This is a genomic window from Arenimonas sp. (assembly GCF_041913985.1).
Lineage (GTDB): Bacteria > Pseudomonadota > Gammaproteobacteria > Xanthomonadales > Xanthomonadaceae > Arenimonas.
The window spans coordinates 18,619-38,818 of record NZ_JAYSEG010000028.1 but is presented as its reverse complement, the minus strand read 5'-3'; the positions used below and the strand labels follow the sequence as shown (position 1 = coordinate 38,818).

The following is a 20,200-nucleotide window of genomic DNA, read 5'->3' as shown; positions in this document are numbered from 1 at the left end:
CTGTCAACAACCACCTTGTTGTGCGGCCCTCCCGCCGCCACTGTCCCCTCTCCTCGGGGCGGCCCCCCCCCCGCTCCTACAGTTTCAGCCGAACAAACCCGCGGGGTATTCGGGCTTCTGCTCGCGCGCGAGCAGCATGCCCAGGCCTTCGACCGGGGTGATGTCGCCGTGCAGCACGCGGCGCACCAGGTCGGAGATGGGCAGCTCGATGCCGTGGCGCTCGGCCAGGCGCATCACTTCGTCGGCGGTCTGCACCGACTCGACGACCTGGCCGATCGCCGCCACGGCGTCCTTGATGGACTGGCCGCGGCCCAGCGCCAGGCCCAGGCGGCGGTTGCGCGAGAGGTCGCCGGTGCAGGTGAGCACCAGGTCGCCCAGGCCGGCCAGGCCCATCAGGGTTTCGGCGCGGCCGCCGAGCGCCACGTTGAGCCGCAGCATTTCGTTGAGCCCGCGCGTGATCAGGCCGGCGCGGGCGTTGAGCCCCAGCGACATGCCGTCGGCGACGCCGGTGGCCACGGCCAGCACGTTCTTCATGGCGCCGCCAAGCTCGGCGCCCAGCATGTCGTTGCCGGTGTAGGCGCGGAAGGTCGGGCCATGCAGCGACTCGGCCACCTCGCGGGCGAAGGCCTCGTCGTCGGAATGCACGGTGACCGCGGTGGGCAGGCCCTGCGCCACTTCCTTGGCGAAGGACGGGCCGGTGACCACGGCCAGCGGCACGCCGGAGCCCAGGGCCTCGGCGGCGACTTCGTGCAGGAAGCGGCCCGAACCCGGTTCGAACCCCTTGGTGGCCCAGGCCACGCCGGCCGCGGGGCGGCGGTGCGGCGCGAGCGCGTGCAGGGTTTCGGTGAAGGCGTGGCTGGGCGTCACCACCAGCACCAGGTCCGCGCCGGCCACGGTGGCGGCGATGTCGGTGCTGGCGCGCAGCGTTTCCGGCAGGGCGATGCCCGGCAGGTAACGCGGATTCTCGTGCGTGCGCGCGATCGCCTCGACCTGGGCGGCGTCGCGCCCCCAGATCGTGGTCGGGTGCCCGTTGCGGGCGATCAGCGAAGCCAGTGCCGTGCCCCAGGAACCACTCCCGAGCACGGCGACCGACGGCTTGGCCGGGTCCATCGGCATTACGCCCGGATCAGGCGTTGCCGGCCTCGGGGGCCTGGATGGCGCCGCCCTGGGCCTGCTCGGCGCGACGACGCAGGCCTTCGGCGTACAGGGCCTCGAAGTTGATCGGCTGCAGGTAGAACGGCGGGAAGCCGCCGTTGGCGACCAGTTCGCCCACGGTCTGGCGCACGTACGGGAACAGCACGTTCGGGCAGTAGGTGCCGAGCATCATGTCCAGGGTGCGGTCGTCGAAGCCGCCCAGGCCGAACAGGCCGGCCTGGTGCACTTCGGCCAGGTACACGGTCTTCTCGGCGAGCTTGCAGGTCACGGTGACGGCAAGCACCACCTCGAACAGGCCGTCGGCCACGCGCGCGACCCTCTGGTTGAGGTTGAGCTCGAGCTGCGGCTGGCCGGGCTCGTTGAAGATCTGCGGCGAGTTCGGGACTTCGAAGGAAACGTCCTTCACGTAGATCTTCTGGATGGTGAACTGCGCCTGCTGCTCGGCGGCGGCGCCGTTGTTCTGCTCGGCCATGGTCGTGCTCCGGGAATGATTCGGTGGAAAGACCGGCGATTATCGCATGCCGGTCGGGCCGGGGCATGGCAGCCCCGGACGGCGTGGGGTCAGGCCTTGCCCTTGGCCAGCGGCAGGCCGGCCTGCTGCCAGGCGCCGATGCCGCCCTCGAGCACGCTGACGCGCTTGAAGCCGGCCTTGGCCAGCTTCTGGGCCACGCCCGTGGCGGACACGCCGGCGTAGCAGACCACGACCACCGGCGATTCCTTGGCCTTGGCCAGCAGCTTGCCTTCCGGGTCCACCTGGCTGGGCAGCAGGTGCCTGGCGCCGATGATGTGGCCCTTCTCGAACTCGGCCTGGCCGCGGATGTCGAGCACCAGGGCGTTCTCGCGGTTGATCAGGTCGGTGAGCTGGGCCGGGCTGACGCCCTTGAAGGGGCGGAACAGGCGGGCGATCTCGGTGTAGACCAGCGCAACGGTCAGGCCGGCGAAGGCCACCGACAGCAGCAGGTTGGCTTGGGCGAACTCGATCAGGCGATCCATGGCAGGCAGGTCACGGCGACAGCGGGGCCGGCATTATGGGGCCCGCGCGGCCCCGGGCCAAACCGGTCAGCGGCCGGTGCCCAGGTCGGGCAGGCCGCTGGCCAGCCACCAGCGGCCGGCCTCGGGGTCCCAGCGCCAGCGCTGGCGGTCGGTGACCAGCTTCTCGACCTGGGTGTTGCGGTTGACGAAGCGGATCTCGACGACCTGCTCGTAGAGGCCGTCGCCGGTTTCGTGGCCCGACTTCACCTCGTAGCCCGCCACCTGGAACTGCTTGTAGCGCTCGCGGTCGAGGTCGGAGAAGCCGGACCGGCGCAGCTGCTCCGGGTCGACGAACTTCTCGGCCAGCTCGAACTCGCTCCAGCGAATGGCGCTGACGTAGTCGTACAGCGTCTGGTCGAGCGGCGTGCGCTTGCCGCCGACCGAACCACAGGCTGCCAGCAGCAGGACGAGGAGGAAGGAAAGCAGGCGCAGGGACGGGTTCATGCGGCCATTATGCATATCCGCCCCCGGGCTGCTCAGTCGCCGCGCAGGGCGGCGAAGCGGGCGGTGAGCTCGGCCACCGGCGCGCCGTCCGGGCCCAGCATGCGCGAAACGATGGAGGCGCGCGCCCGGCCGCGTTCGCGCCAGGCGCGCAGCACGGCGTCCCAGTCCACGTCGTCGGCCAGCCGGGCCTCTGCCTCGAGGTCGGTGAACAGCGGGCGCAGGTAGCGGATCTGGCTGTCGGCGACGTAGACGTCGCTGTCGATGCCGGCATCCGCCAGCCGCAGCGTGAGCAGGCCCCAGCCGGCCAGGGTCATGATGCTGGCCAGGCTGCCGCCGAAGGCGCAGTCCTTGTCGTTGACGTTCTGCGCCAGCGGCGCGTGCAGGCGCAGGCTCTGGCCGTCGTAGGCGGTGGCGCGGATGCGCATGGCGGCCACCGGCGGCATGGCGTCGTAGTGTGCGTTGAGTTCGTCGAGCCTGGTCATGCGGTGCCGTTTTCCCGGGAAGCTGTGCGAAGCTGGCGGCATGGAAAAGGCAGCGACCGCGCCAGCGCTGGCGGGATGGTACGTCATCTCGCTGCGCCCCTCGGGCAGCCACGGGCCGGTGCGGCGCGCGGCGGCGGCGCTGGGTGCGCGCGTGCTTGCGGTGTCCACGCTGGCGCTGCGCGAGCGCCCGGTCGGGCCGGCGCTGCAGGCGGCGCTGGCCTGCCCGGTGGTGGTGGTCACCAGCCCGGCGGCCGTGGTGTTCGCGAGCCGCCAGGCCACGCTGCGCGTGCAGCCGGGGCAGCGCTGGTTCGCGCTGGGCGAAGGCAGCGCGCGGGCGCTGGCCCGCGCCGGCGTGCCCGGCGCGATCACCCCGGCGGGCGGCTCCGACTCCGAATCGCTGCTGGCGCTGCCGTCGTTGCAGGCGCCGCTGGTGCGCGTGGGCCTGGTCACCGCGCCCGGCGGCCGCGGGCTGATTCCCGAAACCCTGGCCGGCCGCGGCGCCGAAATCCACCGCGCCGACGTGTACCGCCGCGAGGCGATCCGCCCGCGTGCGTCGCAGCTGGCCGCGCTGGCGGCGCTGCCGCCGCGGTCGGCCCTGCTGGTCACCAGCAGCGAGGCCTTCGACGGCCTGTGGTCGGTGCTCGATGCACCGGCCCGCGACCAGCTGCGCGCGCGGCCGGCGGTGGCCAGCAGCCCGCGCCTGGCCGTGCAGCTCGCGGCCCTGGGTTTCCAGGCCATCGTGCCGGCCCCCGGCGCCGCGCCCGGCAAGCTGCTCGAGGCGCTCGCCGCCGATGTGGCCCGGGGACGCTTCCGGTAGGATGAGACAGGTTCCTGCGTTAACCCCCCGCCGTGGACACTGAGCTCGACCCTTCCCCCGATTCCCCCGCTTCCCGCTCGCGCGCCGGGCTGCTGTCGTGGCTGCTGGCGGCCATCCTCGTCCTGGCGCTCGGCGCCGGCGGCTGGTGGGCCTGGCAGCGCTTCGCGCCCGCCGACGACGCCGGTCCCGACCTCAGCCCGGAAGCGCTCGACGCGCGCCTGCTCGACGCCGAACAGGCCATCACCGGCCTGCGCCGCAACCAGCAGGGCATCGACCAGCGCCTCACCGACACCCACGCGCGCACCGGCCTGCTGCGCGAGGAAGTGCTGGGCGTCAGCCAGCGCGCCGCCATCCTCGAGGACAACCTGCGCGAACTGTCGGCGCAGGCCGCCGAGGGCAGCGAAGCCCTGCGCCTGGACGAAGTGGAGCTGCTGCTGGGCCTGGCCCAGGCGCGGCTGGCCGTCGGCGGCGACATCGCCGGCGCCATCCACGCCACCCAGCTGGCGCAGCAGGCCCTGGCGCCACTGACCGACCCGCAGTACATCAACCTGCGCCAGACCCTGGGCCAGGAACTGGCCGCGCTGCGCGCCCTGCCCGACGACCCGCGCGACCTGGCCGCCGGCGAACTCGACGCGCTCGAGGCCACGCTGCCGCGCCTGTCCAGCCGCGCGCCCGGCACGCCGCCGGTGGCGGCCGACGGCGGTTCGCGCTGGCAGCGCCTGCTCGACGCCATCGTGCAGGTGCGCCCCAGCAGCAGCCAGGACCTGATCTCGCCCGCCGACCGCGCCACCGGCGAAGCCACGCTGGCGCTGGAACTGGCGCTCGCGCGCACCGCGCTGGAACGCCGCGACGACGCCGGCTTCCACGCCAGCCTGCAGCGCATCGACCAGTGGCTGCAGCGCCTGTACGCCGACGACGCCCTGCTGCGCGAACGCCGCGAACGCCTGTCCGCGCTGGCCAGCCAGCCGCTGGCGCCGGCGCTGCCCGACCAAGGCGCCGCCCTGCAGCAGCTGCGCGACCTGCGCCGCGGCCGGGGCAGCGCGCCGTGAACCTCTACCGCAGCCTGCTGTGGTGGCTGGCGCTGGCGGTGCTGGGCGCGCTGGCCTGGCACTGGTTCTCGCAGGACCTGGGCGACGTGGTGGTGCGCTTCCGCGGCCTGACCTACACCACCACGCTGGCGTATTTCGTGCTGGCCTGGGGCCTGCTGTGGTTCGCGCTGTGGGCGCTGTGGTGGCTGCTGCGGCTGCCGCTGCGGGCCTGGCGCCGGCACGCGCACCAGCTGGCGCGCAGCCGCCTGGTGAGCGGCCTGGAAGCCCTGCACCAGGGCCGCTGGCAGCGCGCCGAACAGCTGCTGGCCAAGGCCGCCGACGACCCCGCGCTGCGCACCCCGGCCCTGCTGGGCGCACGCCGCGCCGCCGCGGCGCGCGGCGACGCCGAGGCCGCGGCGAAGCACCAGGCCGCGCTGCTCAAGCACGACGCCGCCGCCGGCGCACTCGACCAGGCCGAACGCCTGCTGCAGCAGGGCCGCGCCGAAGACGCGCTGGCCGCGCTCTCGGGCCTGCCCATGCCGCGGCCGCCGCGCGCCGGCCGCCTGCAGGCCGAGGCGCTGGTGGCCGCCGGCCGCGCCGCCGAGGCCCAGGCCCTGCTCAACGGCCTGCGCCGCGACCAGGCGCTCGACGCCGACGGCCTGGCCGCGCTGGAACTGAAGATCACCGCCGCCAGCCTCGCCCAAGCCTCGAACGCGAATACGCTGCAGCAGGCCTGGCACGCGCTGCCGCAGCGCCTGCAGCACGCCGCGCCGGTGGCCACCGCGTTCGCGCGGCGCGCGGCGCCGCTGGGCCTGGAAGACGCCGGCGCGCTGGCCGTGGCCGACGCGCTGGAAGCGAACTGGGACGAATCACTGGCCGCGCTCTACGGCCGCCTGCCCGCGGGCCGCGACAGCCAGCGCCTGGCGCGCGCCGAAGCCTGGCTGGCCGCGCACCCCAGCAGCCCCGGCCTGCTGGCCACGCTGGGCTGCCTGTGCCGCGCGCAGGAACTGTGGGGCAAGGCCGAGGACTACCTGCACCGCGCGCTGGCGCAGGGCGCCGGCGCCGATGCCTGGGAAAGCCTGGGCCACGTGTTCACCGCGCAGAACGACGCCGGCCGCGCCCAGATCGCCTACGCCAACGCGCTGCGCCTGGGCCGCGGCGAGCCGGCGCTGCCGCTCGACGGCCGCAGCCTGCGCCAGCAGATCGCCGACCAGGCGGTCGCGGAAATCCGCAACGCCCACGGCATCCCGCTGCTGCCGCCCTGAGGAACGGGGTCAGCGCTCGACGATGGCGGCGACGCCCATGCCGCCGGCGGTGCAAATCGAGACCAGCACGCGGCCCTGGCCCTTTTCCTTGAGCAGCTTGGCCGCCGTGGCGACGATGCGCGCGCCGGTGGCGGCGAAGGGATGGCCCAGCGCCAGCGAGCTGCCCACCACGTTGAGCTTGCTGCGGTCGATGCTGCCCAGCGGCGCGTCGAGGCCGAGTTTTTCCTTGCAGAACACCGGGTCTTCCCAGGCCTTGAGCGTGCACAGCACCTGGGCCGCGAAGGCCTCGTGGATCTCGTAGAAGTCGAAGTCCTGCAGCTTGAGGTTGTTGCGCTGGAGCAGCTGCGCCACCGCCCAGCAGGGCGCCATCAGCAGGCCTTCGCCGTGCACGAAGTCCACCGCCGCCACCTGCGCGTCGCGCAGGTACGCCTGCACCTCGAGCCCGTGCGCCGCGGCCCATTCCTCGCTGGCGAGCAGCGCCGCCGAGGCGCCGTCGGTGAGCGGGGTGGAATTGCCGGCGGTGAGGGTGCCCTGGCCGGAGGTCTTGTCGAAGGCCGGCTTGAGCGTGGCGAGTTTCTCCACCGTGGTGTCGGGGCGCAGGATGTTGTCGCGCTCGACGCCGCGGAAGGGCGCCACCAGGTCCTTGTAGAAGCCGCGCTCGTAGGCCATGGCGGCCTTGGTGTGCGATTCGAAGGCCAGCTGGTCCTGGGCCTCGCGGGTGATCTTCCACTCCCTGGCCATCATCTCGCAGTGTTCGCCCATGGACTTGCCGGTGCGCGGCTCGCCCACGCCCGGGAATTCCGGCGTGAGCTCCCTGAACCTGAAGCCCTTGAAGGCCTTCAGGCGCGCGCCGAAGCTGCGCGCCATGTTCAGGTCGAGCAGGCGGCGGCGCAGGCGCTTGTTCACCGCGATGGGCACGTCGGACGTGGTGTCGCTGCCGCCGCCGATGCCGGCCTCGATCTGGCCGAGCGCGATCTTGTTGGCCACGGTGATGACGGTGTCGAGCGAGGTGCCGCAGGCGCGCTGGATGGTGATGCCCGGCGTCGACGGCGACAGGCCCGAGCTCAGCGTCGCCTCGCGCGCCAGGTTGAAGTCGCTCGAGTGCTTGAGCACGGCGCCCATGGCCACTTCGCCCAGCGCCTCGCCGTGCAGCCTGAACTTCTCCACCAGCGCGCCCAGCGCCTTGATGGACATGCCGAGGTTGCCGACGTCGTGGTAGGCGGTGTTGTTGCGGCAGAAGGGGATGCGGACGCCGCCGAGGATGGCGACACGACGGGGAAGCGACATCGGGCTCACTCCTTGCACGTGAATTCGGGGAAGGTCAGGCGCCGGGTTCCAGGCCGGCCGGCACCGGGCCCCAGTCGGGCCGCGAACGCCAGGCGCCGTGGATCCAGGCGCGGAACATCAGGGCCACCGGGTCGTCGGCGGGCTCGCGCGCCAGCAGCGCCAGCAGCGAATGCGGCGGCTGGGCGCGGGCCTCGTCGGCGACGATGGCGTCGAAGTAGGCGGTCCACTGCGCGCCGTAGCTGATGCGCGGCGCGGCGGCCTGCAGGCGCGCGGCTTCGCGCGCGGCGGCCGCGGCGTCGCCGTCGGGCTTGCGCGCCACCACCTGCACCCAGGGCGTGTCGGTCACCACGGCCAGCACTTCCAGGCCAGCGCCGCGCACGTAGGCTTCCACTTCCTGCGGCACGCAGAACTGGTTGCGCGCCACGTCCTTGCGCTGGCCGGGCGGCAGGCGCGCGGCCTGGTCCACTTCCAGCGAGAAGCGGCGCCAGCCCACCGGGTGGGCCAGGTTCCAGTGGTCGAAGTAGAACAGGCCGCCGGGCCTGAGCACGCGGGCGACGTCGCGCAGGTAGAGCACGAAGTCTTCCTTGTCCATGTGGATGAACACGGCCACGCAGTAGCCTTTGTCCATCGAGGCGTCTTCGAGCGCGTCCAGGCGGCTGCGGCGCAGCGGGCTGAAGGCGCAGTCGCCCACGCCGGCCAGGCGGCCGCGGGCGACCTCGAGCATGTTCTCGGCGATGTCCAGGCCGTGCCAGTGCGCAACTTCGCCCGCGAGCTCGCGGCCGATGCGGCCGACGCCGCAGCCCAGCTCGAACACGCGGTCGCCGGGCGCGAAACCGAGCGCGGCGCGGGCCTGCGCGGCCGAGAAGGCGCCGGTCAGGCGCAGGGTGCGTTCGTCGTGGCTGCCGTCCACGGCCACCATCGCGCCGGTGGGCGTGCTGGCCTTGTCGTTCCAGAAGGATTTGTAGTCTTGGAAATCCATGCCTGCGGCCGGTTCTGCACGGGCCGTCCTGTCGCGGAAGGTATGATGGCGATCATAACCCGTCACCGCACGCACCCGTATGTCGAAGCCCGTCCTGAGTGTCCTCGGCGCCCTTGCGCTGGAGCTGTCGCCCGGCGCCGAACCCGGCCGCCAGTCCCTGGGCGTGGACGAAGCCGGGGCGCTGGCCGGCCTGGTGGCGCGCGACCTCGCCAAGCTCGTGCCCGAGGCCGCCGGCCTCGACCTGGCGCTGGTGGCGGCGCTGTTCGACCCGGTGGAACTGCTGCGCCCGGGCTACCCGCTGCACGCCGAGCTCGAGCGCCTGGTGGCGCGCGCGCCCGGTGCCGCCGGCGGCCGCGTGATCGGCTTCGGCGCCGGCGCCGAGGGCCTGCCGGAAACGCTGCGGCCCTCGGCCGATTTCGCCGGCGGCCCGCTCAAGCTGCTGCCGCTGCTGCTGCGCGGCGACGCCGCCGCCGTCGCGCCGGTGGGCGAACGCCTGGAGCAGGTGCTGCTCGACACCGGCATGGCCGCCGCCGACACCGCGCTGGCCGCGCAGGACGGCTTCGCGGTGGCGGTGGAGCACGCGCGCCTGCTCACGCTCAACGACCTGGCGGCCATGATGGCACTGCAGTACGAACACGTCGGCCTGGCGCCGCTGTGGCCGCTGCTGGAAGCCGCGCTGCTGGCGCCGGACACCGAGCAGTGGCTCGACGCGCCGCCGGAACCGCTGGCCGTGTACGCCAACCAGGGCGTGCGCATGGCCCTGCTCGACATCGACGCCTGGACCGAGGGCGGCTTCGCGCCGGAAGGCGCCGACGCGGTGAAGCTCACGCGCGCCTTCGAACGCTTCCAGATGCGCCAGCGCCAGCTGGCCGCGGTGCTCGAGGCCCACGGCGTGCCGGTCACCTACGACCACTGCCCGGCCGGGCAGGACCCGCGCGCCATCCTCTCCGAGTAACTGGCGCCGGCCGATAGACTGTGCGGGCAACGCCGGCGCCAGGCCGGCCCGAGGCCCCCCGAATGTCTTTCCGCCTGCTGCTTTCCTTCGTCCTGGGTTTCTTCGCCGCGTTGCCCGCGACGGCCGCCGACCTGCCCTGCCGCGCCGGCGGCGACGACCCCGGCCGCCCGCGCATCGGCCTGGTGCTGGGCGGCGGCGGCGCGCGCGGCTTCGCGCACGTGGCGGTGCTCAAGGAACTCGAACGCCAGCGCGTGCCGGTGGACTGCATCGCCGGCACCAGCATGGGCGCGCTGGTCGGCGGCCTGTACGCCTCCGGCCTGGGCGCCGACGAGATCGAAGCGAAGCTGCGCGAGCTCGACTGGCCGCGCATGTTCAACGACCGGCTCGAGCGCCCGCAGCGCACCTTCCGCCGCAAGCGCGACGAGGACCTGTCGCTCATCCCCGGCAAGCCGGGCATCGGCAACGAAGGCGTGAAGCTGGCCGCCGGCGTGCTCTCGGGCGAACGCGTGCTGCTGCTGCTCGAACAGCTCACCCAGCCGGTGGCCACCCGCGCCGATTTCGACGACCTGCCCATTCCCTTCCGCGCCGTCGCCACCGACCTCAATTCCGGCCAGGCCGTGGTGCTGGGCGAAGGCAACCTGGCCCAGGCCATGCGCGCCAGCATGTCCATCCCGGGCGCGTTCAAGCCGGTGGTCATCGACGGCAAGGTGCTGCTCGACGGCGGCCTGGTGAACCAGGTGCCGGTGGACGTGGTGCGCGCCATGGGCGCCGACGTGGTGATCGCGGTGGACGTGGGCACGCCGTTGGGCAAGCTCGACGAAAGCGCCAACCTGTTCCAGATCATCGACCAGATCAGCAGCTTCATGACGGTGGGCAGCGCGCAGGCCCAGCTCGCCGCGCTGGGGCCGCAGGACATCGCCATCCGGCCGCCGCTGGCCGACCAGGTGGCCACCACCGATTTCGCCAAACTCGACCTCGCGCTCCGGATCGGCGAGCAGAGCCTGGAGACGGTGCGGCCGCGGCTGGCGGCGCTCGGGGTCGAGGCGGGCCAGTACGACACGCTGGCCGCGGCGCGCCCGGCGCCGTCCGCCGGGGTGCCGGTGGTGCACTTCGTGCGCCTGGACAACCGCAGCCGCTACGACGACACCTTCCTGCTCTCGCGCATCGACATCGCGCCGGGCCAGCCGCTGGACACCGAACGCCTGCAGCGCAACCTGCTCGAGCTCTACGGCCTGGAAACCATGGACCAGGTGAGCTACGACCTGGTCGAGGAAAACGGCCAGACCGGCGTGGTGGTCACCGTGGTGCCGCACCGGCACGGGCCGAACTACCTCGAGACCGGCCTGAGCCTGTATTCCGACTTCAGCGGCGACTTCTTCGTGAACCTGCGCGCCGGCGTGCTGCGCGCGCCGGTGAACCGCCTGGGCGGCGAATTACGCGGCCTGCTCCAGCTGGGCGACGAAACCGGCCTGCTGGTGGACTACTACCAGCCGCTGGGCGTCGAGGGCGACTACTTCTTCGTCTCCCAGGCCAGCTACGAAAGCCCGAAGTTCGGCCTGTTCGACGACAACGGCGAGCGCCTGGCGAACTACCGCGTTCCCAACTTCGGCATCGACCTGGCGCTGGGTCGCGAGTTCGGCAATTACGGCGCCGCCACCCTGGGCCTGCGCCGGCGCTACGGCGAGGTGGAGCTGGAAATCGGCAACCCGCTGTTCAGCGGCCTGGACTTCGACCAGGGCGAAGTAGAGTTCGCGCTCACCTACGACCGCATCGACAGCACCTACCTGCCGCGCGCGGGCACCTACGCGGTGCTCAGCTCGGTGCTCTCGCGCACGGGGCTGGGCGCCGACGCCGACTACACGCAGTCGAACTTCGACCTGGTATCGGCCCACGCCATCGGCAAGCACTCGGGCTTCGGCGGCCTGCGCTACCACGTCACCAGCGACGACGACATCCCGGTGCCCGGCCTGTTCCGCCTGGGCGGCCTGACCCGCTTCGCCGGCTACCGGCCGAACGAGCGCCTGGCGCAGAACTACGCGCTGGCCTACGCCGGCTACACCTACGAACTGGGCCGCGTGCTCAGCCGCTCGGCGGTGCTGGGCGGCACGATCGAACTGGGCCGCACCTGGGGCCGCGGCCAGGACCTGGACGACGGCGCCTCGGAGCTGCACGGCAGCGTGTATTTCGGCTTCGATTCCTGGCTGGGCCCGCTGCAGCTTGGCTACGGCATCCGCGAGGGCGGCGACGGCATCCTGCTGCTGGAACTGGGCCGCCCGCGCTGAGGGAAGCTCAGCGGCCCCAGTAACCCAGCTCGCGGCGCAGCTGCAGGCCGCGCCACCAGCCTGCCAGCGGCTTGCGCCGCAGCGTGCCCAGCTCGCCGGCCAGCAGCGCATCGGTGGCGGCGAGCACGCGTTCGCCGGCGCGGCCGTCGCGCGACGGGTGGATGGCTTCGGCGTAGGCGTCGATGGCCGCCTGCAGCGCGGCGGTGGGCGCGAAGGCGCGCGCCAGCATCTCCGGCAGCCGGGCCGGGTCGTCGAAGTCGAGCATGTGCGGCTTGGGCGCGCGGTTGCGGAAGGTGACCACCGGCTTGCGCTGCACCACGAATTCGGAAACCACCGAGGTGGTGTCGGCCACCAGCACGTCGGCGGCGCGCTGCGCGGTGACCAGCTGCTCGGTTTCGACGAAGGCCGCGTTCGGGCCGGCCAGGGCGCGGTAGCGTTCGAACAGCGCCGCGGGGCACTTGGGGTGCAGCGTGAGCAGCCAGTAGCGCTCGCCGCGCGCCACTTCGGCGGCGATGGCCGCATGCAGGTGCGGCGCCGCGCTCAGGCGCTCGGTGAAGGTGGAGGCGAAGAACACCACCGGCCGGCCCGCCGCCGGCGCGCGCAGCGCCGCGGCCTCGGCGTCGTGGCCGCGGAACAGCGGGTCGAGCTTGGTCCAGCCCGTTTCCACCACGGCGAAGTGGCGCTGCGCCTCGGCCAGGGCGCGGAAGGGCGCGGTGGTGGCCGGGCCCTGCGTGCAGTAGAGGTCGAACAGGCCGCGCACGCGGAAGTGCCCGCGTTCGTCGCTGCGCTTTTCGACGTTGAAGCCGTGGAAGAGCTGCACCTTCGCGCCGGGAATGAAAGTCGGCACGTCGTTGGCGGCGCTGAACACCGCGCGCGGCTTCAGCGCCACGGCCTCGCGCACGCCCACCGCGCGTACCGGCGCCGGCAGCGCGCTGCCCGCGGCGCCGCGCACCAGCAGCGCGTGCGCGCGATGCCCGGCCGCCTGCAGCGTTTCCGCCAGCGGCGCGAGGATGGGCAGCGCGTAGCGCTCGGTGGCGTAGAGCAGGTAGTCGGCCATCGGCGCTAGGGCGTGGGCGCCTCGTACATGCGGTAGCCCGCGTCCACCATGCCCAGGCGCTCGTAGGTGCGCTGGGCGGCGGCGTTGTCGCGCTCCACGTACAGGCGCAGGCCGCACACGCGCGGCGTCATCTCGGCGCGGGCGTGCACGTGCCGGTAGAGCGCGGCGTACACGCCCTGGCGGCGGTGTTCCGGCGCCACGTACACGCTCTGGATCCACCACCAGTCGCCGTTGCGCCAGTCGCTCCACTCGTAGGTGAGCATGAGCGTGCCGGCCGGTTCGCCGTGGTGTTCGGCCACCAGGTAGGCGCCGCGGCCCGGTTCGTCGAGCACGGCGCGGATGCCGGCCTCGACGGTGGCCGGGTCGAGCTGCTTGTGCTCGGTTTCCAGGGCCATGGCGCGGGCCCAGTCGCGCAGGCGCGGCACGTCGTCCACCCCGGCGGGGCGGACGACGATCAGCGACTCGGCAGCCTCGCGGCTCATTCCTGCGGCGCCGGGCCGGCCGGCGAGGCGTCGGTGGGCGGCGCGTTCACCAGCTCGATCACGCCGCAGGCGATGCGGCCGCCGGCGTTGCCGGTGGGCTGGGTGGCGTAGTCGTCGGCCTGGGCATGCACGATCACGGCGCGACCGACGATGTCGTTGGCGCCGCCGCTGGCGATCTCGAGGCCGGCGAGCACCTGGTCCACCGCGGCGCTGCCGTCGGCGGCCACGTCGAGGTTGGGCATGTCGCCGGCGTGGTGCGGGCCGTCGCCGTGGCGGTCGCCGTGCGGGGCGCCGGCCGGGTTGAAGTGGCCGCCGGCGCTGCTGCCGTCGGGCGCGCTGCAGTCGCCGGTTTCATGCACGTGGAAGCCGTGCTGGCCGCCGGCCGGCAGGCCGGTGACGGTGCCGGAGATGCGCACGCCGCCGTCGGCGACGTCGAAGGTGAGCTCGCCGGCCACGCCGCTGTCCTGCAGCGGGGCCAGCACCACGCGCGCGGAGGCGGCCGGCTGGGTCATGCCGGCGGCGGCATCGGCGGGCGCGGCTTCGGCCGGGGCCTCGGCGACTTCGGGGGCGGCTTCCGGCGCGGCTTCGGGTGCCGTCGGGCTGCAGGCCGACAGGGCCAGGGCAAGGGCGGCGGCGATCAGGGTGTGCTTCGGGCTCATCGTGGGTTCCTCGTTTCGGTGAAGCAAAGGGTGCGCGCGCGGGCGTCGGCGCGCAATCAAGGTTCGCGGCGGCGCCGGGCGCCAAGCTTGCGGGTGAGCGTGTTGCGGCCCAGGCCCAGGCTTTCGGCGGCCTTCTGGCGGTGGCCCTGGCTGTGTTCGAGCGCGGTTTCGAGCAGCACGTTGTCGAACTGCGCGCGCAGCCGCGCGTGCAGGTCGGCCTCGCCGCGCGCCAGCGCCGCGCGCACTTCACCGGCCAGCTCGCGCTGCCAGTGGCCGGCGCGCGCCGGCTCGCCGCCGCGCAGGGCCTGGCCCAGGTCGCGCACGGTGATGGTGTCGCCGGGCGCCAGCGCGGCCAGGCGCCAGCACAGGTTTTCCAGCTCGCGCACGTTGCCGGGCCAGTCGTGGCGCTGCAGGCGTTCGAGCGCGGCGGGGTGGAAGTGCTTGGGCGGCGTGCCCAGGCGCGCCGCGGCGCGGGCCAGGAAACGCGCGGCCAGCGCCGGCACGTCGGCCTTGCGCTCGCGCAGCGGCGGCAGGTGCAGGCGCACCACGTCCAGGCGGTGCAGCAGGTCGGCGCGGAAGCTGCCGTCGCGCACCTTCGCCTCGAGGTCCTGGTGGGTGGCGGCGATGACGCGCACGTCCACCCGGATCAGCTCGCGGCCGCCGACGCGGAAGAACTCGCCCTCGGCCAGCACGCGCAGCAGCCGCGTCTGCAGCGCCGCCGGCATGTCGCCGATCTCGTCGAGGAAAAGCGTGCCGCCGTCGGCCTGCTCGAAGCGGCCGACGTGGCGCTTCTGGGCGCCGGTGAAGGCGCCGGCCTCGTGGCCGAACAGTTCGCTCTCGAGCAGCTCGGCCGGGATGGCGGCGGTGTTGAGCGCCACGAAGGGCTTGTGCGCGCGCGGCGATTCGCGGTGCAGCGCGCGCGCCACCAGCTCCTTGCCGGTGCCGGTTTCGCCGGTGACGAGCACCGACAGCGGCGCCTGCGCCAGCCGGCCGATGGCGCGGAACAGTTCGCGCATGGCCGGCGTGTCGCCCACCAGTTCATCGCCCGTTTCCGGCGCCGGCTCGGGGCGCGCCGCCGCGAGTTCGGGCAGCGCGCGCGCCGCCAGCGCCACGGCTTCGTCCAGGTCGAAGGGCTTGGACAGGAACTCGTGCGCGCCGCCGCGGAAGGCGCCGGCGGTGCTGGCCACGTCGGTGTAGGCCGACATCACCACCACCGGCAGCTCCGCGCGCGCGGCCTTGAGCGAATCCAGGAAGGCCAGGCCGTCCACGCCGGGCATGCGCACGTCGGTGAACACCAGGTCGGGGGTTTCGCCGTCGCGCAGGGCGGCCAGGGCCTCGCGCGCGCCTTCGAACGAGGCCACCGCGTAGCCGGCGTCGCGCAGGGCCTGGGCCAGCACGAAGCGCACGGCGCGGTCGTCGTCCACGACCCAGACGCGGGGCGGCTGCGAAGGCGGGAGGGGCATGCGGCGGGCCTTGGGGGTTCGCACCATCATAGTGCAAACGGGCAACCTCCGACGGACGCTGTCTCAGAGGTAATCGGCCAGAACGAGCGCGCGGGTGGAGCCGTCCCGCATGCCCAACCGCACCGTCGTGCCGGCCTGGCCAAGACGCCAGGCGCCGGGGTCTGCCAGCGCCCGCACGGGCGTGCCGTTGACGGTCTCGATCAGGTCACCCGCCTGCCAGCCGGCCTGCGCCGCCGCGCTTTCCGGCACCACGTAGGCCACCTTGAGCGCCCCGTCCTCGCGCAGGACGTACAGTCCGCTGCGATCGTGCATGAACGGCCGCGCCGCGTCTTCCGCGGGCCGCAACAGGAGCCGGTCGCGGGGATAGTCGACGACCAGGTGGAAGCGCCGGAACACCGGCAGCCCCAGGTTGCCCGCGGCCGGGCTCGTTCCGGGGTTCGAAACTTCGGCTGGCAGCAGGGTGGCAGGCAGGTCGCGGAGGCGGAAACCAGCGAGTTCCAGTGACTTCACCCGGGTGACGCGTTGCTCCTGCATCCCGCCTATTCCGCCGCCGAAGGCGCCAGCCGTTCGACGCCCCACCAACCAGCCTTCCCGCCGCCAGTGGCCCGCGGACACCAGCACCGGGCTGCCGTTGCCAAGATCGAAATCGAAGGACAGCGGACCCTCGCCTTCGAGCGTGGCCGGGATGCGGCGAATGCCCTCGGGTCCGTGGGTGGCCGCAAGGGATCGGAAGCCGGCAGGCGGCCGAAAGGAAGCGGGATCGTGGAAGCGGATGCGCCGCTGCGCGAAGTCGATCTCGATCGTGGCTTGCGCGAAGACCTCGTTGCCAAGCACCACGGGCAGCGCGTGCCCCACCATCGCCGAAACGCCCGACAGGTCGACCGCGGCGGCGGCGACGCCATCAAGGCGCAGGTTGCCGATCTCCACGTTGAGGGCGGGCAGGAAGCTGGCGTCCTGCGTCCCGCCGGTACCCTTGGCGGTGACGTTGCGGGTGCGGGCCAGGCCGAGCGATTCCGCGAAGGCGCTGTCGAGCACGCTCATTTCGGCGCCGCTGTCGAGCAGCAGCATCGTGTCGCGGCCGTTGACCCGCGCCGGCAGGAAGATGCGCTGTTCGCGGAAGAACTCGAAATCGAGCCATCCGGAATTGCGCCTGCCGTCCGCGAAGCGAACCGTCCCCGCAGCCGGCACCTCCGGCTCGTCCGTAGCCGCCGGGGAGGCGGCCATGGCGGCGGTGCACAGGAGCAGGCAGGCCAGTGCCCCGAGGGCCATTCGGAGGATGGGCTGGTTCATTGGTGCGCTCCTCCCGGGGCAGCATTCGCCGCGCGATAGACCATCTCGGCCATCCGCAGGTCGGCGATACCTTCGCTGGCGGGCACGGGCAGTTCGCGCCGTCCCAGGCAGGCCTCGGCGAAGGCGTCGTACATGCACGGGATCTGGTCGCGCAGCGGGAACTGCGGCTCCTCGATCCGGGGCGGCGCATCGAGCCCGATGCGGAGGCGCTCGCCCATCGCGGGCGTGGCCGGGTCGATGTCCAGCCACGCCGTCTCCAGGCCGATGCGCAGGCGGTTCTGGTTGCGGTAGCGCCAGCTCGCCGAGCCCGTGGCCAGCACGCCGCCGGCGAATTCGGCCACCCAGGCGATGTCCGACTCCACGTGCGCGAACCGGGGGTCGTTGCCGCGGTGGCTGATGGCGCGCACGGACAACGGCAGGCCGCCGGCGCACCAGCGCTGCAGCTGCAGGCTGTAGAGCCCGATGTCGAGCAGGCAACCGCCACCGGACAGGGCCGGGTCGAAGCGCCAGTTGCCGGCGGGCAGCGCCATCGGGAAACCCTTGTGGGCATCCACGGACACCAGGCGGCCGTGCGTCCCCTGCCTGATGCGGCCGATCGCGTCCTGCACGGCGTCGGAGAACCAGGCCCGATACGCCGGCATCAGCAGGCGGCCCGCGCGGCTCGCTTCCGCGGCCATGCGTTCGGCCTCGCCGGCCGTGGCGGCGAGCGGCTTCTCGCACAGCACGTGCTTGCCCGCGGCGAAGGCGCGCAGGCCGTGTTCGACGTGCAGGCCGACCGGCAGGCACAGGTGCAGGGCATCGATGCGTTCGTCGCGGGCCAGGCGTTCATAGTCGTCGTAGCCGTAGACGGCGTCCGCCGGGATGCCGTAACGCGCGGCGGCCTCCAGGGCCTTCTCCCGCGACCCGCTGACGATGCCCGCCGGCCTGGCGACCTTCGACTGGGACAAGCGCTCCAGGGCGAGGCTGCCATAGCCGCCGAGGCCGACGATGGCGATGCCGAGGCGCGCGTCCTTCGATGCCGTGCGCGTGCTGCGTGCCGCCGCGTCCGTCGCGGACCCGGCCAGCAGCGGCAAGGTGGCGGCAGCCGCCAGTCCGCCCAGCAGGCGGCGCCTGTGCGAGTTCGTCGGGTTCATGTTTCGTCTCCATGGGTCGGAAGACCGGTCAGGCGGCGCAGGCCGGGCGGCATGGCGGCGAGCAGGCTGGTCGCGGCGAAGGCGGGGCCGTCCTCGCCGTGGGCCAGCGAGCCCAGCTCGATTTCCGCGGACAGGCCGCTGTGCTGCATGCACGAGAGGTAGGGGCTGTCGGTCCACAGGCCATGCACCAGGCACGCACCATCACGTGCGATCAGCCCGAGGACGTACTCGTTGGCATCGGCGACGACCGTCGCCTGCTGGCCCGGCCAGCGTTCGAGCGCGAATCCCGCGCGGGCGGCCAGGCTTGCGGGGTACGGGGCGTCCACTTCCTCGTAGACCAGCCCGGCGATGCGAACGCCGCGCAGGTGGGCGCGCTGCAGGGCCGGGTGCAGCCGGCGCAGCGGCTCCGGGAACAGGTCGAACAGGATCGTTTCGCCGGCCTGGTCGATGAGCGCTTCGGCCCGGGCGTAGAACTGGTCCACGTCCTGGATCTGGAAGAGGCGGTTCTGGGGCAAGGGTACGTGCACCTTGGCGAGCGCGTCGGCCGCCGCGTCCCTGGAGGCCTTGAAGCGCCGCCCCAGCTGTTCGAGCAACTCGTCCGGCGGCACCGCGCTGGCGCTGCGGCTGCCGCCCGCTTCCTCCACCAGGACGGCGCCTTTGAGCGAAAGGGAGGCCAGCGCCTGGTAGATGTTGGCCGGTGCCTTGCCCAGCGCCTTGGACAGGCCGTAGCCGGTCTGCGGGGACTGCCTGAGCAGGGCCACGTAGATGCGGGTTTCCAGCTCGGTGAAGCCGAGGCTGGCCAGGGTTTGTTCGGGGTTCGGTTCGGTGGACACGGCGTAAGTAGTAGTAGTTGACACTACTATCATTGCACAACCTGTCGGCAGGCAACCGTGCCACAAGTACCGCCCCGCCAGCCCGGCGGGATGCCCGCGCGCGTCCTCCCGCGCCGGGTCAGGCGCTGGCCGCCGGCGCCTCGCCCTCGCCGTCCGGCACCGGGATCAGCAGGGTGAACACCGTGTGCCCCGGGCGCGAACGGTAGCCCAGCGAACCGCCGTGCTCGCGCGCCACCTGCTGGGCCAGCGGCAGGCCCAGGCCGGTGCCTTCGGCCCGGCCCGACACCAGCGGCAGGAAGATGCGTTCGGCCAGGTCCTCGGGCACGCCGCGGCCGTCGTCGGCGATGTCCACGCGCACGGCCAGGCGGTGCGCGCGGTCGCCTATGAGCACGTGGTGCTCGGCGCGCGTGCGCAGCTGCACCTGCGAGGCGCCGGACTCGAGCGCGTTGCGCACCAGGTTCCACAGCGCCTGCACCAGGCGGTCGGCGTCGCCGGGGAATTCCGGCAGCGAGGGGTCGAAGTCGCGCACGAGTTTCACCGCCCAGCCGGCTTCCACCTCGGCCAGCTGGCGTACGCGCTCGAGCACGGCGTGGATGTTGGTGGGCGCGAAGGCGCGCGGCGGCGCCGGGTTCATCAGGCGGTCGACGAGGGCGGCGAGGCGGTCCACTTCCGAACCGACCAGGTCGACCAGTTCGCGCGCCTCGTCGCTGTCGACGCGGCGTGCCAGCAGCTGCGCGGCGCCCTTCATGCCGGCGAGCGGATTGCGGATTTCGTGCGCCAGGCCCTTGAGCGCGGCGGACAGCGCCGCCGGCAGCGCGGTGGCGGGGTCTTCGCCGGGGAATTCGTCGGCCGGGTGGGCTTCGACGCGCGCGCCGCCGTCGTCGCCGCGCGCCAGCCACAGGTCGGCGAAGTGTTCGCCCGCGCCCGGGAAGGCCAGGCGCGCGCGGCGCACGCGCAGCGCCTCGCCGGATTCCGGCAGGCGCGGCAGCAGTTCGGCCAGGCGCCCGCCTTCGGCGTCGAGCTCGGCCAGCGCCAGGCCCTGAAGGCGGCGCGCGCTGATGCCCAGCCAGCTGGCGAAGGCGGGGTTGCAGCCTTGCAGCCGGCCTTCGGCGTCGAGCCAGGCCAGCGGCGTGGCGAGCTGCTCGGGCAGCGGCGGGCCGGGCGTGGTCGACATCGTCAGGGCGCGGCCGGCTCGTGGATGACGAAGCGCTTGGTGGTGGTTTCCAGCACCTCCCAGGTGCCGCGGAAACCGGCCGGGATGACGAAGGCGTCGCCGGCGCGCACGGTGAGCGCAGTGCCGTCGTCGGCGGTGAGCACGCTGGTGCCCGACAGCAGCAGGCAGTACTCCTGCTCGGTGTAGGCGATGCGCCACTTGCCCGGCGTGCAGCGCCAGCGGCCCACGTAGAAACCGGCGGCCTCGTCGGCGTATTCGAGCCAGGTGCTCTGCACCGGCTGGCCGGCGATCACGCGGTCGGCGGCGATGGGAGCCTGTTCGGGAGCGACCGCGAGCGGAAGGGATATGACGTGCGGGCTGGACATGGCCGCGAGTATCGGCCA

Annotated in this window: 21 protein-coding genes; 5 read left to right on the top strand and 16 right to left on the bottom strand. The window is 73.2% G+C overall.

Annotation, left to right across the window (positions count from 1 at the left end; all coding sequences use genetic code 11):
• Positions 1 to 84: 84 nt before the first annotated feature.
• From ACE3Q2_RS10195 to ACE3Q2_RS10175, 5 genes are all read right to left on the bottom strand, one after another.
• The gene (locus tag ACE3Q2_RS10195) at positions 85 to 1,110 is read right to left on the bottom strand and encodes an NAD(P)H-dependent glycerol-3-phosphate dehydrogenase (RefSeq protein ID WP_374473938.1); all 1,026 of its coding nucleotides are present in this window, start codon (positions 1,108 to 1,110) and stop codon (positions 85 to 87) included.
• Between the two features lie 16 nt (positions 1,111 to 1,126).
• Complete coding sequence (gene secB / locus ACE3Q2_RS10190) at positions 1,127 to 1,627, bottom strand: protein-export chaperone SecB (protein WP_374473937.1); 501 nt, start codon at positions 1,625 to 1,627, stop codon at positions 1,127 to 1,129.
• Between the two features lie 89 nt (positions 1,628 to 1,716).
• On the bottom strand, positions 1,717 to 2,148 hold the full coding sequence (locus tag ACE3Q2_RS10185) for a rhodanese-like domain-containing protein (protein WP_374473936.1): 432 nt from the start codon (positions 2,146 to 2,148) through the stop codon (positions 1,717 to 1,719).
• Between the two features lie 66 nt (positions 2,149 to 2,214).
• On the bottom strand, positions 2,215 to 2,631 hold the full coding sequence (locus ACE3Q2_RS10180) for a hypothetical protein (protein ID WP_374473935.1): 417 nt from the start codon (positions 2,629 to 2,631) through the stop codon (positions 2,215 to 2,217).
• A gap of 32 nt (positions 2,632 to 2,663) precedes the next feature.
• Entirely contained in the window at positions 2,664 to 3,113 is a 450-nt protein-coding gene (locus tag ACE3Q2_RS10175) for a YiiD C-terminal domain-containing protein (protein WP_374473934.1), read from the bottom strand.
• A gap of 40 nt (positions 3,114 to 3,153) precedes the next feature.
• On the opposite strand from ACE3Q2_RS10175, the gene ACE3Q2_RS10170 reads away from it, so the two are divergent.
• From ACE3Q2_RS10170 to ACE3Q2_RS10160, 3 genes are read left to right on the top strand one after another with little or no spacing between them, the layout of a single operon-like run.
• A complete protein-coding gene (locus tag ACE3Q2_RS10170) occupies positions 3,154 to 3,930 on the top strand; it encodes a uroporphyrinogen-III synthase (RefSeq protein WP_374473933.1) in 777 nt (258 codons plus the stop codon).
• Positions 3,931 to 3,962: 32 nt separating this feature from the next.
• Positions 3,963 to 4,979, top strand: coding sequence for a uroporphyrinogen-III C-methyltransferase (locus ACE3Q2_RS10165; RefSeq protein ID WP_374473932.1), 1,017 nt, complete (start codon positions 3,963 to 3,965; stop codon positions 4,977 to 4,979).
• Complete coding sequence (locus tag ACE3Q2_RS10160) at positions 4,976 to 6,223, top strand: heme biosynthesis protein HemY (RefSeq protein ID WP_374473931.1); 1,248 nt, start codon at positions 4,976 to 4,978, stop codon at positions 6,221 to 6,223. Before ACE3Q2_RS10165 ends, ACE3Q2_RS10160 begins: the two co-directional genes overlap by 4 nt.
• 9 nt (positions 6,224 to 6,232) lie before the next feature.
• On the opposite strand, the gene ACE3Q2_RS10155 is transcribed toward ACE3Q2_RS10160, so the two are convergent.
• Both ACE3Q2_RS10155 and ACE3Q2_RS10150 read right to left on the bottom strand, forming a co-directional pair.
• Positions 6,233 to 7,510: an acetyl-CoA C-acetyltransferase gene (locus tag ACE3Q2_RS10155; RefSeq protein ID WP_374473930.1), complete on the bottom strand. Its 1,278-nt coding sequence runs from the start codon at positions 7,508 to 7,510 to the stop codon at positions 6,233 to 6,235.
• A 34-nt stretch (positions 7,511 to 7,544) separates the two neighbouring features.
• Positions 7,545 to 8,489 (bottom strand): class I SAM-dependent methyltransferase, encoded by a 945-nt coding sequence (locus ACE3Q2_RS10150; RefSeq protein ID WP_374473929.1) that lies wholly within the window; start codon positions 8,487 to 8,489, stop codon positions 7,545 to 7,547.
• A gap of 79 nt (positions 8,490 to 8,568) precedes the next feature.
• Between ACE3Q2_RS10150 and ACE3Q2_RS10145 the strand changes: the two genes are divergently transcribed.
• A complete protein-coding gene (locus tag ACE3Q2_RS10145) occupies positions 8,569 to 9,444 on the top strand; it encodes a hypothetical protein (RefSeq protein WP_374473928.1) in 876 nt (291 codons plus the stop codon).
• 62 nt (positions 9,445 to 9,506) lie between these two features.
• Positions 9,507 to 11,726: a patatin-like phospholipase family protein gene (locus ACE3Q2_RS10140; RefSeq protein ID WP_374473927.1), complete on the top strand. Its 2,220-nt coding sequence runs from the start codon at positions 9,507 to 9,509 to the stop codon at positions 11,724 to 11,726.
• A gap of 7 nt (positions 11,727 to 11,733) precedes the next feature.
• On the opposite strand, the gene ACE3Q2_RS10135 is transcribed toward ACE3Q2_RS10140, so the two are convergent.
• The 9 genes from ACE3Q2_RS10135 to ACE3Q2_RS10095 all read right to left on the bottom strand — a co-directional run bounded on the left by ACE3Q2_RS10135 (position 11,734) and on the right by ACE3Q2_RS10095 (position 20,182).
• Positions 11,734 to 12,783, bottom strand: a complete 1,050-nt coding sequence (locus tag ACE3Q2_RS10135; protein WP_374473926.1) for a CDP-glycerol glycerophosphotransferase — start codon at positions 12,781 to 12,783, stop codon at positions 11,734 to 11,736.
• Between the two features lie 5 nt (positions 12,784 to 12,788).
• Positions 12,789 to 13,265 carry an N-acetyltransferase family protein gene (locus ACE3Q2_RS10130; RefSeq protein ID WP_374473925.1) on the bottom strand — a complete coding sequence of 159 codons (477 nt, stop codon included), beginning with the start codon at positions 13,263 to 13,265 and terminating at the stop codon, positions 12,789 to 12,791.
• A complete protein-coding gene (locus ACE3Q2_RS10125; RefSeq protein WP_374473924.1) occupies positions 13,262 to 13,924 on the bottom strand; it encodes a superoxide dismutase family protein in 663 nt (220 codons plus the stop codon). The genes ACE3Q2_RS10130 and ACE3Q2_RS10125 overlap by 4 nt, the downstream gene beginning before the upstream one ends.
• A 56-nt stretch (positions 13,925 to 13,980) precedes the next feature.
• Positions 13,981 to 15,387, bottom strand: a complete 1,407-nt coding sequence (gene ntrC / locus ACE3Q2_RS10120; RefSeq protein ID WP_374473923.1) for a nitrogen regulation protein NR(I) — start codon at positions 15,385 to 15,387, stop codon at positions 13,981 to 13,983.
• Between the two features lie 63 nt (positions 15,388 to 15,450).
• Positions 15,451 to 16,677 carry an aspartyl protease family protein gene (locus ACE3Q2_RS10115; protein ID WP_374473922.1) on the bottom strand — a complete coding sequence of 409 codons (1,227 nt, stop codon included), beginning with the start codon at positions 16,675 to 16,677 and terminating at the stop codon, positions 15,451 to 15,453.
• Complete coding sequence (locus ACE3Q2_RS10110; RefSeq protein WP_374473921.1) at positions 16,674 to 17,810, bottom strand: Gfo/Idh/MocA family protein; 1,137 nt, start codon at positions 17,808 to 17,810, stop codon at positions 16,674 to 16,676. The genes ACE3Q2_RS10115 and ACE3Q2_RS10110 overlap by 4 nt, the downstream gene beginning before the upstream one ends.
• Entirely contained in the window at positions 17,807 to 18,643 is an 837-nt protein-coding gene (locus ACE3Q2_RS10105) for a TrmB family transcriptional regulator (protein ID WP_374473920.1), read from the bottom strand. Before ACE3Q2_RS10105 ends, ACE3Q2_RS10110 begins: the two co-directional genes overlap by 4 nt.
• 118 nt (positions 18,644 to 18,761) lie before the next feature.
• On the bottom strand, positions 18,762 to 19,817 hold the full coding sequence (locus ACE3Q2_RS10100) for a nitrogen regulation protein NR(II) (RefSeq protein WP_374473919.1): 1,056 nt from the start codon (positions 19,815 to 19,817) through the stop codon (positions 18,762 to 18,764).
• A gap of 2 nt (positions 19,818 to 19,819) precedes the next feature.
• The gene (locus tag ACE3Q2_RS10095; RefSeq protein WP_374473918.1) at positions 19,820 to 20,182 is read right to left on the bottom strand and encodes a cupin domain-containing protein; all 363 of its coding nucleotides are present in this window, start codon (positions 20,180 to 20,182) and stop codon (positions 19,820 to 19,822) included.
• Between the last annotated feature and the right edge of the window lie 18 nt (positions 20,183 to 20,200).